Below are 15,323 nucleotides of genomic sequence, written 5' to 3'. Positions count from 1 at the left end.
CGAGCCCATGTGTGACGAGGCGGGCTGCCGCCTGCCGGGCCGAGGGACACCGGGTCCGTCGGACTCGGCAGGCGACGGCGGCCTTGCGCCCGGAGGCCCGGCCCCCCGCGGCCACACCTGCGGTCACTGCGACTGCGGAGAGCCGGCACGTGCCGAACCCCAGCATGCCGAACCCCGGTACGCCGGAACCCACTTCGCTGAACCTCACGACGCCGGACCCCCGCCCGGCGAGCCGCCGTACGGCGTGCCGGTCCAGCGCGAACCCGGCGCCGACCCGGCGCGGTGGGACGTGAGCTGGCTCGCCCGGATCACCGCCGGGGGCCCGCTCGCCACCACCGGCGCTGGGGTGCTGATATCCGAGCGCCGGGTGCTCACCTGCGCGCACGTGGTGCAGGGGTGCACCCGCGCCACCGTCCAGCTGGCTGCCCGCCCCGACCATCCGCCGATCGGCGCCACCGTCGCCGTGCGCGGCCCGTGGGTGGAACGCTCGGGCGGCACCGGCGATGTGGCGGTGCTGGAGCTGGATGCGGCGCTGCCGTCGTACACGGCCGTCCCGGCCCGGTTCGCGCCGCTGCACGGCTGGAACGGCCTGCACGCACCGCAGTTGGCCGCCTACGGGTTCCCGGAGGGGCACGACGGCGGGCTGAGCAGCGAGATCCGGCTGACCAGGGGGGCCCTGCGGATCGGCGGCGAGCTGGTCCAGCTGGAGCACGAGGGCACGGGGATGCCGCTGGCGCCGGGCTTCAGCGGCGGCCCGGTGGTGATCGCCGCCACCGGGGAGGTGGTCGGCATCGTGACGGCGGCGCAGGACACCCTCTGGCGCGGTGCCGAGGACCGGGTGCGGCGGCCGGCCGGGGTCCCGGCGGTCAGGCTCGGCCAGATGCTGCCGGGGGAGGCGATCGCGCGGTACGCCCCGGAGCTGGCCGACCGGCTGCCCGGTGCGGCCGTACCGCCCTCCGCGGTAAGGGAGTTGAGGCTGCTGCTGGCGGGGGCGGAGGTGGCGGCCGATCCGCTGGAGCTGTACCGGGCGGCGGCCGGCCGGCTCGGCTGCCCGGATCCGCCGACCAGGCCGCGCGACCTCTGGGAGGCGGGCTGGTACCTGCTCTCGGAGGTCCCGCAGCCGGTGGGCCGCCCGCACCCGGTGCTGGAGTTCGCCGACCTGGTGGCAGAGTCGACCGAGGACGAGCGGCTGCGCACCGGGCTGGTCCGCTGGCGTGCGGCCCACGCCGCCGCCCCCGCCGCACAGCGGCGCCGGGAGCCCGTCCGCACCCCGCGCCGGGAGCGGTGGCGTCCGATCCTGGTGGACATCCAGCCCAGCGGCGCCGGGACCAGGATGTTCCACGTGGCGATCTCCTCGATCCGGGACGGCGTGCTCGGCGAGCCGCACTCGCGGACCATGCTCAGCTCGATGCTGCCGGGCTTCGTCCGGGAGCGCATCGAGGAGGAGATCGGCCGACTGGAGCCGGACGGCGCAGAGTTGATCATCTTCGCGCTGCCCCGGAAGTGGATCACCCAGCCCGTGCACAGCTGGGCCAGGCGCAAGGACTTCGGGCCGCTCGGCGCCGACCACGCCGTGGTGGTGGTGGACCAGCTGCGCCGGGGTAACGCGGCCGACCGGCGCCACCTGGAGATGAAGTGGGCCCGGATGCGCGAGGACCGCAGCGCCGCGGTGTACCCGATCCCGTGCACCGCGGTCCCGGACAGCAGGCGGCTCTACCAGCGGCTGCGCCCGGTGGCCCGCGCCGACCTGCCGGTTCTGCCGGGCCCGCCGAAGGGCAGCCCGTACGAGCCGCTGCTCGCGGCGGCGCTCAAGGCGGGCGCGCCCGCCGTGCTCTGGACCCAGCACGCCTGTATCACCGACCACGCTCAGGTCGAGACCTGCCGGAACACGCGTTTCCTTGCCAGACTTGCAGCTGAGCTGGCCGAGCTCCAGCCCGACGATCTGCCACGCCGGGTACGGGAGTTGCGTCACCAGGCGGAGGAGGGCGAGGACCCGGGCGGGCACTGGTCGGCCGGGCTCGTGCTGCTCTGGGAGGACCCGCAGGTCGTGCCGAGCCCGCACCGGCCCTACGGGGTCGCCCCGACCGCCCAACCGTCCCGCCGCCCGGCGGACTAGCAGGAGAGGGTCCGCAGCCATGCCGCTGAAGCCGATCTACCGGGGCGTCGAGGAGCCCCACGACGCGCTCGCCGAACTGCCGCCGCCCCCGCCCTGGCGCGCCTTCGACGGCGGCCCGCCGCTGGACGGCCCGACCGGGCAGCCGGAGCGGACCAACGGGCCGGGGGCCACCACCGCGGGCCACCGGGCGGGCACCTTCCGGCCGACCCCCGAGACCGTCGAACTCGTCAACGCCGCCCTCTACCTCCGCCGCCCGCTGCTGGTCACCGGACCGCCCGGCAGCGGCAAGTCCAGCCTCCCGTACGCCGTCGCCCGCGAGCTCGGCCTCGGCCCGGTGCTGCGCTGGAACGTCACCAGCCGCTCGACCCTGCGCGAGGGCCTCTACCAGTACGACCCGCTCTCCCGGCTCTACGCCGCCAACCAGGCCGGTCCGCTGACCCCCGGCGCCGGACTCGACGAGCACCTGCGCCTCGGCCCGCTCGGCACCGCCCTGCTCCCGTACCGGCGGCCCCGGGTGCTGCTCATCGACGAGATCGACAAGGGCGACCTCGACCTGCCCAACGACCTGCTGCACGTGCTGGAGGAGGGCCAGTACGAGATCGACGAACTCGTCCGCGCCGCACCGCAGCAGCCCGAGTCCAGGGTGCTCACCGCCGAGGGGTCCGGCCGGGCGCCGATCGCGGGCGGCCGGGTGCGCTGCCGGGCCTTCCCGTTCACCGTGCTGACCAGCAACGCCGAACGCGAGTTCCCGGCGGCCTTCCTGCGCCGCTGCGTCGTCCTGGAGCTGCGCCGCCCCGAGGGCGCCGAGCTGGAGGAGATCGTCAAGGCCCACCTGCCGGAGGCCGACGCCCGGCTGGTCGGCGAGATCGTCGAGGTCTTCCTGGGCCGCCGGGAGGACGGCGAACTCGCCACCGACCAGCTGCTCAACGCCATCTACCTGACCTCCCGCCCCGAACTCGCCGAGGCCGCCGACCGGGCCGCCCTCGCCGCCCAGGTGATGCCGTACCTGAGCAGAGGCCAGGACGACGATGTCTTCTGACCAGCCGCCGGGCCCGGCGGTGCCCGCGCCCGGACCACTCGACCAACTCGCCGCCCTGCTGGCGGACCTGGGCCTGGCCGACCCCGGGCCGGTGGAACTCGCCGAGCTGCTCTGGCTGGCCGCCCGCAGCGGCGAGGGCGGCGCGGAGCAGGAGCCGGGCCACGGCAGCGCCGGGAACAGCGCCCGCAGGAACGACCGCCGTCCCGCCGACCCGAACCGGACCGGGGGCCGCAGCGCCGGTACCGCCACCGGCGAGGGCCAGAGCGTCCGCACCGCCCTCCACCTGGCCTCCGGCGACCCGGAGGACACGGTGGCCGCCGTCGCGGCGATCCCCACCCCGAGCGTCCCGATGCTGGCCCGGCCGCTCGCCCTGCAACGTGCGCTGCGCCCGCTGAAACGGCGCGTCCCCGACCCCCGGCACGTCCGGCTGGACGAGACCGCGACCGCCGAGCGCCTGGCCGAGGCGGTCACCGCGAAGCGGACGGCCGGACCGCCGTCCGGCCCGGGGCACCCGTACCGGCCGGGGCCGGTGCCCTGGCTGCCGGTGCTGCGGCCCGCCACGGAACGCTGGCTCGACCTGCACCTGATCTTCGACTGCGGGCCCACCATGGCGCTCTGGCGCCCGCTGCTCCAGGAACTGCGTACGCTGCTGGTGCAGACCGGAGCGTTCCGCCAGGTCGTGCAGTCCTGCCTCGACCCGAGCGGCCGGCCGGCGAGCCGCCCGACGCCGGACGCCCGGACGGTCGTCCTGGTGCTCAGCGACTGCATGGGCCCGCAGTGGCGGCCCGGCGCGGCCGGCAGCCACTGGTACCGGACCCTGCACCGGCTCGCCCACCGCTCCCCGGTGGCCGTGGTGCAGCCGCTGCCGGAACGGCTCTGGCCGCTGGCCGCGCTGCCGCCCGAGGTCGGCCTGCTCTCCGCGCCCGAAGCCGGAGTGCCCAACTCGGCGTACCGCTTCGCGCCGTTCGGCGAGCTGCTGCCGGGGCGCGGCGAACTGCCGGTCCCGGTGCTGGAGCCGGGGGCCGGGTGGATCGCCAACTGGGCCCGGCTGGTGGGCAGTCCGACCGGCGGCCAGGTGGTCGGCTCGGCGCTGCTGGTCGGCGCCGAGCCGATGGACTGCGCCCCCGACGCCGAACCGCTGCCCGAACCGCACGAACTCGGCCCGGAGGAACTGGTCCTGCGCTTCCGCTCGGTGGCCTCCCGGGAGGCGTTCACCCTGGCCGGACTCACCGCCCTCACCACCCCGGCCCTGCCCGTGATGCGGCTGCTCCAGCGCGCCAGCTTCACCCGGCCGCAGCCCCAGCACCTCGCGGAGGTGGTGGTCAGCGGACTGCTGAAGGAGCGCGAGGGTCGCCGTGACCACTTCGAATTCCGGTCAGGGGTACGGGAGTTGCTCCTGCACACGCTGCCGCGCTCGACCACCCACCAGGCCGTCGGGCTGCTCGCCAGGGTCGGCGAGCAGATCGCCGACCGGGCCGGCCGGGTCCCGGGCGAGTTCGCCGCCCTGGCGGCCACCGACACCGGGGGCGCGGTGGTCCCGGTCGAACGGCGGGCCTTCGCCCTGATCAGCCCCGCCGCGCTGCGCCTGCTCGACGGCCCGCCCGCGCCCGTGCTCCAGCAGATACCGCAGCCGGACCGCCAGCCGGTACCGGTGCCGCAGACCCCGCCGAGCCTGCCCGACCCGGAGCGCTCGCGGGCCGTCCTGCTGCTCACCACCTCCCGCGCCTCGATGGCCGAACCGCTGGCCGACCACGACTTCCGCGCCTACAGCGACCTCAACAACCTGGCCGCCGCACTCTCCAGCCGTGCCCTGGTCGGCCTGGCCGCGGAGCACGTCTGGGTCGGCCTGGACGACCCGGCCGGGTTCCAGCGCGCCCTGCGGGCCGCCGCTGCCGAGGCGGAGGACGCGCTGGTGGTCTATGTCGGCGGTGCGGTGGTCCACCCGGCCGCCGAGGGGCTGGCGCTCGGTTCCCCGGCGCGGGAGCCGGCCCAGGACTGGGCGGGCGTGCTGGCGGCGCTGTCCGCCGGGCGGGCCCGCAACCGTCTGCTGGTGTTCGACGGCTGGCAGGACGAGCCGGGACCGCCGGCCGAGGGCGACGAGACCGACTCCGGGATCCACACGGTGATCAGCATCCGCCCCCGGACCGGGCCCTCCTTCGCCGCCGGCCTCAACCAGGTCCTCCGGGAGGGGCAGCCCGGCGGCGCGGCGGAGTTGGAGCTCGCCGGGATCCTGGAGAGGACGCTGGGGCACGACCCCGACGACCCGTCCTGGTCGCTGGCCTTCTCCCGGAACGCCCGGCGGCCCTTCCTGTTCTCCCGCAACCCGGCCGTCACCGGCGTGTCGCCCTCGCTGCGCTCCTCCCAGGGAGTGCAGACCTCCCGCCGGCTGAACGTCCCCTCGCACTCGCGCACCCAGCGCCAGGAGCCGGAGCCGCAGGGCCCCGTGCAGCCGTACTTCTTCCTGAGCTACCCGGTGACCGCCCGCCCGCAGCCGCTGGTGGACCAGCTGTTCGCCGATCTGACCGAGGAGGTGATGCAGCTGACCACCCTGCCGGGCGGGGTGCCCGCGGGCTTCATGGACCGGCTGGATCCCGCCGACCCGGAAGCGGCGCAGCGGGTGTCCGAGGCGCTGGCCGGCTGCCGGGTACTGGTCCCGCTGTACTCGCGGCGGTACTTCCGCTCCGAGCGGTGCGGGCGCGAGTGGACCGCCTTCGAGCGGCGGGGGCGGCTGACGGGCTGGTCCAGCGGGATCGTGCCGGTGCTCTGGTCGCCGGTTCCGCTGTCCGAACTCCCGCCGGTGGCGGCCAGGTTGCAGTACGTGGAGAGCGGTCTCGGCGCCTCCTACACGGAGGAGGGGCTGTACGGGCTGGCGAGCCTGCGCAAGTACCGCCAGCAGTACGAGATGGCGGTGCACCGGATCGCCTGGCGGATCGTGGACGTCGCCGAACGCATCGGGATCCCACCCGGCCCGCCCCTGCAACTCGACTCGCTGGCCAACGCGTTCGCCCCGGAGAGCGACTGAGGCGCCCGGAGCGGGTCACAGCTGGTTGCGCACGGTCCACAGCTCGGGGAACACGTCCTGGTCGGCCGACTGCTTCAGCCAGGTCAGCCCGCTGGAGCCGCCGGTTCCTGGCTTGGCGCCCATCGAGCGCTTGACCGCCGACAGGTGCCGCTGCCGCCAGCGGGTCACCCGCTCCGCGGTGTCGAGCAGTGCCTCGCCCAGTCGCGCCAACTCCGCGTGGCCGGGCTCGGCGTAGACCTGCCGCCAGGCGGCCTCGACCTCCGCGGTGGGCCGGTAGCGGGCGCTGCCCGGCTCGTGCGCCACGGCCAGCCCGCGCCGGGCCAGCAGGGCCAGCACGTCGTCGTACAGGCCGGGGGCGTGCAGCGCGGCGGTGAGTTCGGCGTGCACGGCGGGGGCGGTCTCGTACATCTCCAGCAGCTTCTCGCTCTTGTTGCCGAGCAGGAACTCCAGCCGCAGGAAGGCCGAGGACTGGAAGCCGGACGCCTCGCCGAGCACCGGCCGGAAGGCGCCGAACTCCTGCGGGGTCATGGTCGCCAGCAGGTCCCAGGAGGAGGTCAGGACGTCCTGGACATGGGTGCCGCGCCGCAGTGCGGCGAGCGCGGCGGTCACGTCGTCCTCGCGCAGGCAGTGCTGGGCGGCGGTCCACTCGTGCCGCAGCAGGTCGAAGAGCAGTTCCATCACCTGGGTGGCGATGATGAACGACAGCTCGGCGTCCACCTTGCTGCGCGGGTGCTGGAGGCTGTGCAGGGTCTCCAGCCGGACGTACTGGGCGTAGGGGGTGCCGTGGCCGGGCTCCTCGTCCGAGCCGAAGGAGAGCTTCGGGGTGGTGATGCCGTTCTGGACCATGCCGATTCCTCCTGGACGCGCGGGATCGCCGCGGTCGCCGCCGAGCCACTGGCTGCTGATCACTCGCGACACTATTGTGCGGCGGCCCGGGCGGCGCATTGAATGGGCAGTGGACACCGGATCGGCGAAACCGGTTTACGTTCGAAACCCATTTGGCCGACTCGGCTTTGCGGAACGAAACCCTCACCCCGGAGTTGCCATGGACGCCGTCGACCGCCTCCTGCTCGCCGAGCTGCAGGCCGACGCCCGGCTCTCGTTCAACGAGCTGTCCCGCCGGGTCAAGCTCTCCCCGCCCGCCGTCGCCGAGCGGGTCCGGCGGCTGGAGGCGGAGGGGGTGATCAGCGGCTACCACGCGCACATCGACCTGGCCGGCGCCGGGCTGGCCGTCACCGCGCTGGTGCAGATCCAGTGCTACGGGCGGCGCTGCGTGCTGCGCGACCCCGAGGTCGCCCGCTGGCCGGAGGTGCTCCAGCTGCACCGGGTCACCGGCGGGGCGTGCTGCGTGCTGCTGGTGGCGGCCCGGAACATGGCCGACTTCGAGCAGTTGATCGACCGTCTGGCGGCCTACGGTCAGCCGTCCAGCTCGATGATCCTCTCCAGCCCGGTCCCCTGGCGTCCGGTGGAGCTGCCGTGACGGGCGGTCAGTGACCGTCGGGGGCCGCGAAGTGCACGCCCAGGCTGGCCAGGCCGTTCAGGAAGAGCTCCACGCCGACCGCCGCCAGCAGCAGCCCGAGCAGCCGGGAGAGCACTTCGAGCGAGGTCTGGTGGGTGAGCCGCAGCAGGCTCGAAAGCAGCAGGACACAGACGCAGTTGATCGCCACCACCGCGACGAAGGCGCCGGCGATGGTGGAGTGCCAGCCCCAGGTGTCCTTCTCCAGCGACCCGACCAGCACGGCGGTGATCGCCAGCGGGCTGGCCACGTACGGCAGCAGCAGCTCGCGCACGCCGTCGGCGAGCGGGTTGGAGAGCCGGCCCTGCTCGGACTCGCCCGCGCCCACGTGGATACCGAGCACCAGGGCGAGGGCGTAGATGAAGAAGATCAGGCCCCCGGCCAGTTGCAGCGACTGGTCGCTGATGTGGAAGAAGGCGGTGAGGAAGTCCGCCGTGTACGCCATCGTCACGCCGACCACGGCGGCCAGCACCGTGCTCACCAGCGCCAGACGGCGCAGTTCGGCAGCGCTGCGTTCGCGGGCCAGATGGGCGAAGGCCAGCAGCACCTTCGGCGGCCCGACCACGGCGAACAGGGTGACGAACGCGCTGCTCAGATTGAAAGCGGCCATGATCCAAGCATGCGTCAGCCGGGGGCGGGACGGCCGCCCGCCGCGCCCCCGGCAGCCGACGGCCGGTCAGCCGATGACGGCCTGCGCGTCGATCTCGACCAGCATGGACTCGTGCGGCAGCTCGACGAAGACGGTGGTTCGGCAGGGCTTCACGCCGCCCTGGACGTGCTTCTCGATGAACTCGCCGTAGACCTCGTTCATCGGCCCGAAGTCCTCGCGCCTGGTCAGGTAGATCCGGAACATCACCACGTCCTCGACCGTCGCACCGCCGGCCTCCAGCACCGCCAGCACGTTCGCCAGGGTGCGCCGGGTCTGCGCCCGCACATCGCCGGGGTGGAGGTACGCGGAGGTCTCCGGATCCTGCGGGCCCTGGCCGGAGACCTGGAGGATCGGGCCCTTGCGCACCCCCTGGGAGAACACCCAGGCGGGGGCGGGGGCGCCGTCGGTGCGGACTTCGGTCTTCAAGGGGTGCTCCTTCGCGGTCGGTCGGCCTGCGGCGGGCCCGCAGTTCCGCCAGGAGGGCGGCCGTTGGCTGCTCAGCGGGCGGGCGCCGGGTGGAAGCCCGCGCCGTCCACGGTGGTCGCGGCCCAGTCGGCCTCGTCCGCCGCGAGCAGCTGCTCGATCAGGGCGGCGGGCGGCATCGGCCCGAGGTCGCCCGGGACGGTGAGGGCGGCGGCGGCCGCGAGGTGGCCCAGCCGCAGCCGCCGGCCCTCCGGCAGGTTCCTCAGCTTCCCCGCCAGGTACCCCGCGGCGAAGGCGTCGCCGGCGCCGGTGCGCTCCACCACGTCCACCCGCAGGGCGAGTTCGGTGACGGTGGAGCCGTCCGGGGCGATCGAGGTGGAGCGGTGCGCGTCGTCCTTCAGCACCAGCACGGACGGCCGGGGGAGCAGCTTGCGCAGCGCCGCCGGGTCGTCGGTGCCGAGCACCTCGCGGGCCTCGTCGGTGCCGAGCAGCACCACGTCGGAGGCGTTCATCAGGAAGCGCAGCGCCTGCCGGTCGCGCCCGGCCCAGAGCGAGGGGCGCCAGTTGAGGTCGAAGCTGACCGGCCGGTCCGGGATCGCCAGCAGGGTGCGGACCAGGCGGTGGCAGCTGTCGGAGAGCGCGGGCGTGATGCCGGTCAGGTGGATCAGCGGTGCGGCGGCCAGCAGGGGTGCGGCGGCCGGGTCGGCGAGCAGCTCGGGGCCCATCGCGGAGGCGGCCGACCCCCGGCGGTAGTAGTGCAGTCGGCTGTGGCCCGCGCCGAGGTCGTGCGGATGCCCCTGGCCGGAGCCGGTCTCCTTGACGTAGAGGCCGGTGGGGCGGGTCTCGTCGTAGCCGACCGCCGAGGTGTCCACGCCGTGCTCGGCGATCTGCCGGACCAGCTGGCGCCCGAAGCCGTCCGCACCGACCCGGCCGATCCAGGCGGCCGGGATGCCGAGCGCGGCCAGCGTGCACGCGACGTTGGACTCCGCGCCGCCGAAGCTACGGCCGAAGTGCTCCGCCTGCTCCAGCGGTCCGGGGTGCTCCGGGATGAGCACGGCCATCGACTCGCCGAGGCAGACGGCGGCGGGAGGTGTCACCTGGGTGCTCCTGGGAGTGTGCGTTGACCTTCGGTCCAGGGCTGAGGTTAGATCAGGGAAGGCACAATGTGCAACGAACGTTGCGTATTGTGCAACGGGACGTGTGCGGCCCTGCGGTCCGCCCTGGGCCGGTACGACGACAGCCCCTTACAGCCGCAGACTTGTACAGCCGCAGACTCGTACGAGCCGCGGACCCGTACAACCGCGGACCCGCGAGAGCGGAACCGGACAACAGGAAGGTGGCCCATGGTGCAGGCCCCGCAGGTGATGGACCGTGCCCGGGTGGCGGCGCTCGCCGAGGAGCGGCTGGACTGGCGGTTCAAGGCCGCACCCGCCGCGGCCTGGGGAGCGACCGTCGCGGAGTACGTGGCGACCCGGCCCACCCTGGACGACCTCGCCACCCCCCTGGTCACCCTCGACGCGGGCGCCCTCGACCACAACCTCACCACCATGGCCGCCTGGTGCGCCAAGGCCGGTGTCGGCCTCGCCCCGCACGGCAAGACCACCATGGCCCCCGCCCTGTGGCAGCGGCAGCTCGACGCCGGGGCCACCGCCATCACCCTCGCCAACCTGCCCCAGGTCAACGTCGCCCGCGCCTTCGGCCTGCGCCGGATCCACCTCGCCAACACCCTCCTGGACCCCGCCGGGCTGCGCCGGCTGTCCGCCGCACTCGCGGCCGACCCCGGGTTCCGCTTCACCTCCTGGGTGGACTCGGTCCGGTCGGTCGAGCTGATGGACGCCGCCCTGCGCGGCGCCCCGGCCCCGGTGGACGTCTGCGTCGAGCTCGGCACCCCCGGCGCCCGCACCGGCTGCCGCACCCTCGCCGAGGCCCGGGCCGTCGCCCGCGCCGTGCACGCCGCCCCCGGACTGCGGCTGACCGGCGTCAGCGGCTACGAGGGCGCCATCGCCCACGACGCCACCGACGACTCCCTGGCCGCCGTGGCCCGCTGGGTCACCGACCTGGCCGAGCTGCACCGGCTGCTGGACGCCGAAGGGCTCTACGACCAGGCCGACGAGGTCTGGATCACCGCGGGCGGCAGCGCCTACTTCGACACCGTCACCGAACTGCTCGCCCCGCTCGCCGACCCGCGTACCCGGGTGGTCCTGCGCTCCGGCGCCTACCTCGCCCACGACGACGGCTTCTACCGGGGGATCTCCCCGCTCGCCCGCTCGCACGCGGACCGCCCCTTCCGCTCCGCCCTGCACGCCTGGACCCGGGCCGTCTCCAGCCCTGAGCCCGGTCTCGCCCTGCTCGACGGCGGCAAGCGCGACCTCTCCTACGACGACGGCCTGCCCGAGCCCCAACTCGTCCGTGGCCGGGGCCGGTTGACCGGCGGACGGATCACCGCGCTCAATGACCAGCACGCCTTCCTGCGGGACACCGACGTCCGGGTGGGCGACATCGTCCGGCTCGGCCTCTCGCACCCCTGCACCGTCTTCGACAAGTGGACGCTGATCCCGGTCGTCGACGACGCCGACGCCGAACTCCCGCGCGTGGTCGACCTGGTGCGGACCTTCTTCTGACACCGGGCCGCTCCGTGGCCGGACCCGCCCGTTCCTGACGGAGGACCCGATGACCCTGGACACCCTCGCCGCCGACCGGGTGATCGCCGTGGTTCGCGCCCCGGCGATCCCCGACGCCGCCGCGCTCTGCTCCGCCCTCGCCGCAGGCGGCATCCGCTGGGTCGAGTTCACCTTCACCACGCCCGACCTCACCACCCACCTGCGGCGGGCGGTGGCGGCCGGCACCGGCTGCCGGATCGGTGTCGGCACCGTCCTCACCGCCGGACAGGCCGAGGCGGCCGTGGCGGCCGGGGCGCAGTACCTGGTCACGCCGGGTGTCCGGGGTGAGGTCGCGGCGGCCCCCGTGCCCGTCGTCCTCGGCGCGCTCACCCCGAGCGAGGTCGCCGAGGCCGTCGACCTCGGGGCCGCCGCCGTGAAGATCTTCCCGGCCCGCGCCTTCGGCCCCGCCTACTTCAAGGACCTCCGGGGCCCGTACCCCGACGCACCGCTGCTCGCCTCGGGCGGGGTCACCGCGGACAACGCCGCCGACTTCCTGGCCGCCGGCGCGCTCGCCGTCTGCGCGGGCAGCGAGGTGGTCCCGCCCGCCGTGGTGGCCGCCGCCGACTGGGCCGAAGTCACCCGCCGCGCCCGTGGGTTCACGGCTGCGGTAGCAGCGCTCCGCTGACCGGCGGTGCGCAGGTACGACCCGAACCCGCCTGCCCGGCGGCGCGCGCCGGTCGCGCCGTTCCCCGCATCGCAGGGCCGCTACCGCAGCAGGACGGTGACCCCGCCGTCGCGCAGGACGTCCAGGACGGCGTCGAAGTAGCTCTGCTCCCGGCCGTCCGCCGCCGCGAGCCGCCGGGTCAGGCGGCGGCGGGCGCGTGCGGAGTCCTGCCACACCAGGGTGAACGGCGGCTCCGGGCCGAAGCCCCCGCGCAGGCAGTCGGCCAGGGCGTCCAGATTGCTGCCGTAGTAGCCGTCCGGTGCCCGGACCGCCCGGCCCAGGGCGGCGTAGAACGACGGCTCGTCGGTCACGGCGCTGCCGTCCAGGTGGTACTCGGGCTGGCGTTCTGACACGGGGCCGTCCTCGCGCTCGGGGTCTGGCAGCCGATCGTGTCCGGGTTCGCCCGGATGGCGTTCCCGGGTCGATCCGGACCCGCCCTTCGGCTGGTATGGGAGGCGTACCGTCCACCGGCACGATCCGAGGGCCCATCATGACCTGTCTCAGCCGTAAGGACCTAGGGCTGCTCGCCCTGCGCGCCGCCGTCGGAGGGGTACTCATCGCCCACGGCACCCAGAAACTGTTCGGCTGGTTCGGCGGCGGCGGTCTGGAGGGGACGGCCAAGGCCATGGAGCACATGGGCTTCGAGCCGGGGCGCCGCAGCGCCCTCGCGGCGGGCCTCGGCGAGGCGGGCGGCGGCGCCCTGCTGGTCGCCGGACTGGCCACCCCGGCCGCCGGGTCGATCGTCGCGGGCACCATGGCCGGGGCCATCTCGGTCCACGCCCCGGGCGGGTTCTTCACCACTGCGGGCGGCTACGAGTACCCCGCCCTGCTCGGCGCCTGCGGCCTCGCCCTCGGCCTCTCCGGCGCAGGCCGCTACTCCCTGGACCACGCCACCGGCCACGTCCTCGACCGCGCCTCGGTCGGCCTGCTCGCCTTCGCCGCCAGTTCTCTCGGCGCCGCCTCCGTGGTGGCCCGCCGCCAGGACGTGATCCGCCGCCGCGAGGCCCGCGCCGCCGACGAAGCCGCCCAACTGGAGGGCACCGGCCTCTCCTGACCACCCCGGCCCGCACCCACCCCTCGGCCGACCCGGGCCGTGTCGATGCCGTCCGTTGCCGCCCGTGCCGAGTCGTCGTCGCGAGCCGTTGTCCCGAGCCTCGAAGGGTGTCGGTCCTGCGAGTTCGGGGCCTGCTTCTGCGCCTGCGCGGGCCGGTTGGTGTTTCGCGGGCTCACTCGGACGGCGGCTTCGGTTGGCGGGGGTGCAGGGGCTCGCGAAGGGTGGGGGTGAGGGCTGTCGAGTGAGGAGATGTCATGGAGCGTCGCCGTCGAGGGCGTCGGGCGGCTGTCGTGGCCGCTGCCGTGCTGTGCGCCGGGGCCGGGGTGGCGGGGTGCTCCTCCTCCGGTAAGCCGGCGGGGTCGGCGGCCTCCTCTGCGGCGGCGGCCGCGCAGTCCGCGGCGCAGTCCGCACTCGCCTCGGGGGCCTCGCAGCTGGCCTCGGCCGCCAGTGGACTGGCGTCGGCCGCCGCCTCGGCGATCGCCTCCGCCCAGGCTGCGGCCTCGTCCGCGCTGGCCGGGGTGAAAGGTGGTCTGGACGCCAAGGAGGACGTGACGATCGGGGAGGTGGTGACAGGTTCCGACGGCCGTACGGACGCGCCGCTCACCATCACCAACCACCAGTCCAAGCCCGGCCGTTACACCATCGAGGTGGACTTCAAGGACCAGTCGGGCAAGCTGCTCGACGCCGTGGTGGTCAACGTCCCCGAGCTCGCCGCGGGCGCCACCACCGATGCCGCGGCCCGCAGCCACCGCGAGCTCTCCGGCCCGGTCACCGCCGACGTGGGCGCGGCCCTGCGGTACTGACGGCCATCCGCGGCAGGGCGGAGAGGGGCGGGGCGGCCTCGATCCGGCGGAGCCCGATGCCCCGACCTGACGGAGATCGAGATGCTCCGCGGCCCCCGTCCGCCGTTCCTGCCGCCAGGTGGGGCCGGCCCTGTGCCGATCAGCGCGGTGGTGAACCTTAAGGCTGGCTCAAGGGGCAACGGCGGCCCTTGACGGCGGAGTTGGTCTAGTCCATTTTGGTGCACAGGTGCAGGGAGCCCTGGGCCGGCGCCGGAGGTCCAGACCTCCGGCGCCGGTTCCGCGTACCCAGGTGCCACTCCGCAGGCCCCTGCTCGTCTCCATTCCGCTGTCATGCCCCTGGCCACGCGGCCCCACTCCGCGTGACCTCCCCCAAGGGGGCGGCAGTTCCCCCACAACGAGGAGTCATGCACTCATGAATCGTGCTCTCCCCATCGGCCAGGAGCCGGTCCACCGGCGGCGGTCGAAGAGCCTGGCCGCTCTCGCGGCCGGTACCGCGGCGTCCCTGCTGCTCGGTGCGGGTCTCGCGCTGACCTCGGGCGGCACCGCCCAGGCCGCGCCGACCAACTCCACCGGCGCCCCGGCGACCAGCGGGGGCATCAAGGTCGCGTACTTCGACCAGTGGTCGATCTACGCCAACGGGTACTACCCGAAGACGGTCCAGGACACCGGCGTCGCCTCGAAGCTGGACTACCTGATCTACGACTTCGCCAACATCGACCCGGCCAACCTCACCTGTTTCGAGGCCACCAAGGCCGCCTCGCAGGACGAGAACAACCCCAACGCCGGTGACGGCGCGGGCGACGCGTACGCCGACTACCAGAAGACGTACGACGCGAGCACCAGCGTGGACGGCGTCGCCGACACCTGGAACCAGCCGCTGGTCGGCAACTTCAACCAGCTGAAGAAGCTGAAGGCGAAGAACCCGAACCTCAAGGTCCTGCTCTCGATCGGTGGTTGGACCTACTCCAAGTACTTCTCCGACGTGGCCGCCAGTGACAGCTCGCGGAAGAAGCTCGTCTCCTCCTGCATCGACATGTTCATCAAGGGCAACCTGCCCGCGCAGGGCGGTTTCGGCGGTCCCGGCACGGGTGCGGGCATCTTCGACGGCTTCGACATCGACTGGGAGTACCCGGGCGGCGGCGGCCACACCGGTAACCACGCCTCGCCGGCCGACAAGCAGAACTTCACCGCGCTGATGGCCGAGTTCCGCTCCGAGCTGGACGCCCAGGGCAGCGCCGACAAGAAGACCTACGCGCTCTCCGCGGCGGTCGGCGCCGGCCAGGACAAGATCCAGAACGTCGAGACCGACAAGCTCGGCCAGTACCTCACGTTCCTGGACGTCATGACCTACGACATGCACGGCGCCTGGGACGCGAC

At 74.3% G+C, this 15,323-nt stretch carries 14 protein-coding genes; 9 read left to right on the top strand and 5 right to left on the bottom strand.

What is annotated here, in order from left to right:
- Positions 1-244 precede the first annotated feature (244 nt).
- The 3 genes from UK12_RS20620 to UK12_RS36770 are packed head-to-tail and all read left to right on the top strand — an operon-like array spanning position 245 to position 6,177.
- Positions 245-2,116, top strand: coding sequence for a VMAP-C domain-containing protein (locus UK12_RS20620; protein WP_045304536.1), 1,872 nt, complete (start codon positions 245-247; stop codon positions 2,114-2,116).
- Positions 2,117-2,135: 19 nt separating this feature from the next.
- A complete protein-coding gene (locus tag UK12_RS20615) occupies positions 2,136-3,155 on the top strand; it encodes an AAA family ATPase (protein WP_045304535.1) in 1,020 nt (339 codons plus the stop codon).
- A complete protein-coding gene (locus UK12_RS36770) occupies positions 3,145-6,177 on the top strand; it encodes a TIR-like protein FxsC (protein ID WP_156178835.1) in 3,033 nt (1,010 codons plus the stop codon). The genes UK12_RS20615 and UK12_RS36770 overlap by 11 nt, the downstream gene beginning before the upstream one ends.
- Positions 6,178-6,192: 15 nt before the next feature.
- On the opposite strand, the gene UK12_RS20605 is transcribed toward UK12_RS36770, so the two are convergent.
- Complete coding sequence (locus tag UK12_RS20605; protein ID WP_231591308.1) at positions 6,193-7,086, bottom strand: tryptophan 2,3-dioxygenase; 894 nt, start codon at positions 7,084-7,086, stop codon at positions 6,193-6,195.
- A gap of 136 nt (positions 7,087-7,222) precedes the next feature.
- Between UK12_RS20605 and UK12_RS20600 the strand changes: the two genes are divergently transcribed.
- Entirely contained in the window at positions 7,223-7,657 is a 435-nt protein-coding gene (locus tag UK12_RS20600; RefSeq protein ID WP_045304534.1) for an Lrp/AsnC family transcriptional regulator, read from the top strand.
- A 7-nt stretch (positions 7,658-7,664) separates the two neighbouring features.
- On the opposite strand, the gene UK12_RS20595 is transcribed toward UK12_RS20600, so the two are convergent.
- The 3 genes from UK12_RS20595 to UK12_RS20585 all read right to left on the bottom strand — a co-directional run bounded on the left by UK12_RS20595 (position 7,665) and on the right by UK12_RS20585 (position 9,862).
- On the bottom strand, positions 7,665-8,303 hold the full coding sequence (locus UK12_RS20595) for a MarC family protein (protein WP_045304533.1): 639 nt from the start codon (positions 8,301-8,303) through the stop codon (positions 7,665-7,667).
- A 66-nt stretch (positions 8,304-8,369) separates the two neighbouring features.
- On the bottom strand, positions 8,370-8,768 hold the full coding sequence (locus tag UK12_RS20590; RefSeq protein ID WP_045304532.1) for a RidA family protein: 399 nt from the start codon (positions 8,766-8,768) through the stop codon (positions 8,370-8,372).
- A gap of 71 nt (positions 8,769-8,839) precedes the next feature.
- Positions 8,840-9,862, bottom strand: coding sequence for a sugar kinase (locus UK12_RS20585; protein WP_231591307.1), 1,023 nt, complete (start codon positions 9,860-9,862; stop codon positions 8,840-8,842).
- Between the two features lie 246 nt (positions 9,863-10,108).
- Here UK12_RS20585 and UK12_RS20580 point away from each other — a divergent pair, with 246 nt between their 5' ends.
- The gene (locus tag UK12_RS20580) at positions 10,109-11,386 is read left to right on the top strand and encodes an alanine racemase (RefSeq protein WP_082119790.1); all 1,278 of its coding nucleotides are present in this window, start codon (positions 10,109-10,111) and stop codon (positions 11,384-11,386) included.
- Positions 11,387-11,435: 49 nt separating this feature from the next.
- Positions 11,436-12,050, top strand: coding sequence for a bifunctional 4-hydroxy-2-oxoglutarate aldolase/2-dehydro-3-deoxy-phosphogluconate aldolase (locus tag UK12_RS20575; protein WP_045304531.1), 615 nt, complete (start codon positions 11,436-11,438; stop codon positions 12,048-12,050).
- Positions 12,051-12,130: 80 nt separating this feature from the next.
- On the opposite strand, the gene UK12_RS20570 is transcribed toward UK12_RS20575, so the two are convergent.
- Positions 12,131-12,442 (bottom strand): barstar family protein, encoded by a 312-nt coding sequence (locus UK12_RS20570; protein WP_052682030.1) that lies wholly within the window; start codon positions 12,440-12,442, stop codon positions 12,131-12,133.
- A 137-nt stretch (positions 12,443-12,579) separates the two neighbouring features.
- On the opposite strand from UK12_RS20570, the gene UK12_RS20565 reads away from it, so the two are divergent.
- The 3 genes from UK12_RS20565 to UK12_RS20555 form a co-directional block, all read left to right on the top strand.
- The gene (locus UK12_RS20565) at positions 12,580-13,143 is read left to right on the top strand and encodes a DoxX family protein (RefSeq protein WP_045304530.1); all 564 of its coding nucleotides are present in this window, start codon (positions 12,580-12,582) and stop codon (positions 13,141-13,143) included.
- A 254-nt stretch (positions 13,144-13,397) separates the two neighbouring features.
- Positions 13,398-13,946, top strand: coding sequence for a hypothetical protein (locus UK12_RS20560; protein ID WP_045304529.1), 549 nt, complete (start codon positions 13,398-13,400; stop codon positions 13,944-13,946).
- Between the two features lie 412 nt (positions 13,947-14,358).
- Positions 14,359-15,323, top strand: a 965-nt coding sequence (locus UK12_RS20555) for a glycoside hydrolase family 18 protein (protein ID WP_045304528.1), incomplete at its 3' end; no start/stop codon positions are given.

The sequence above is a fragment of the Saccharothrix sp. ST-888 genome, assembly GCF_000955975.1.
Taxonomy (GTDB): Bacteria; Actinomycetota; Actinomycetes; order Streptomycetales; family Streptomycetaceae; genus Kitasatospora.
This window is presented reverse-complemented; position numbering and strand designations above follow the sequence as displayed.

Coding starts and splice junctions, on each gene's coding strand:
- UK12_RS20560 (WP_045304529.1), top strand. CDS start 13,398: ATGGAGCGTCGCCGTCGAGGGCGTCGGGCGGCTGTCGTGGCCGCTGCC.
- UK12_RS20600 (WP_045304534.1), top strand. CDS start 7,223: ATGGACGCCGTCGACCGCCTCCTGCTCGCCGAGCTGCAGGCCGACGCC.
- UK12_RS20580 (WP_082119790.1), top strand. CDS start 10,109: ATGGTGCAGGCCCCGCAGGTGATGGACCGTGCCCGGGTGGCGGCGCTC.
- UK12_RS20595 (WP_045304533.1), bottom strand. CDS start 8,303: ATGGCCGCTTTCAATCTGAGCAGCGCGTTCGTCACCCTGTTCGCCGTG.
- UK12_RS20575 (WP_045304531.1), top strand. CDS start 11,436: ATGACCCTGGACACCCTCGCCGCCGACCGGGTGATCGCCGTGGTTCGC.
- UK12_RS20615 (WP_045304535.1), top strand. CDS start 2,136: ATGCCGCTGAAGCCGATCTACCGGGGCGTCGAGGAGCCCCACGACGCG.
- UK12_RS36770 (WP_156178835.1), top strand. CDS start 3,145: ATGTCTTCTGACCAGCCGCCGGGCCCGGCGGTGCCCGCGCCCGGACCA.
- UK12_RS20565 (WP_045304530.1), top strand. CDS start 12,580: ATGACCTGTCTCAGCCGTAAGGACCTAGGGCTGCTCGCCCTGCGCGCC.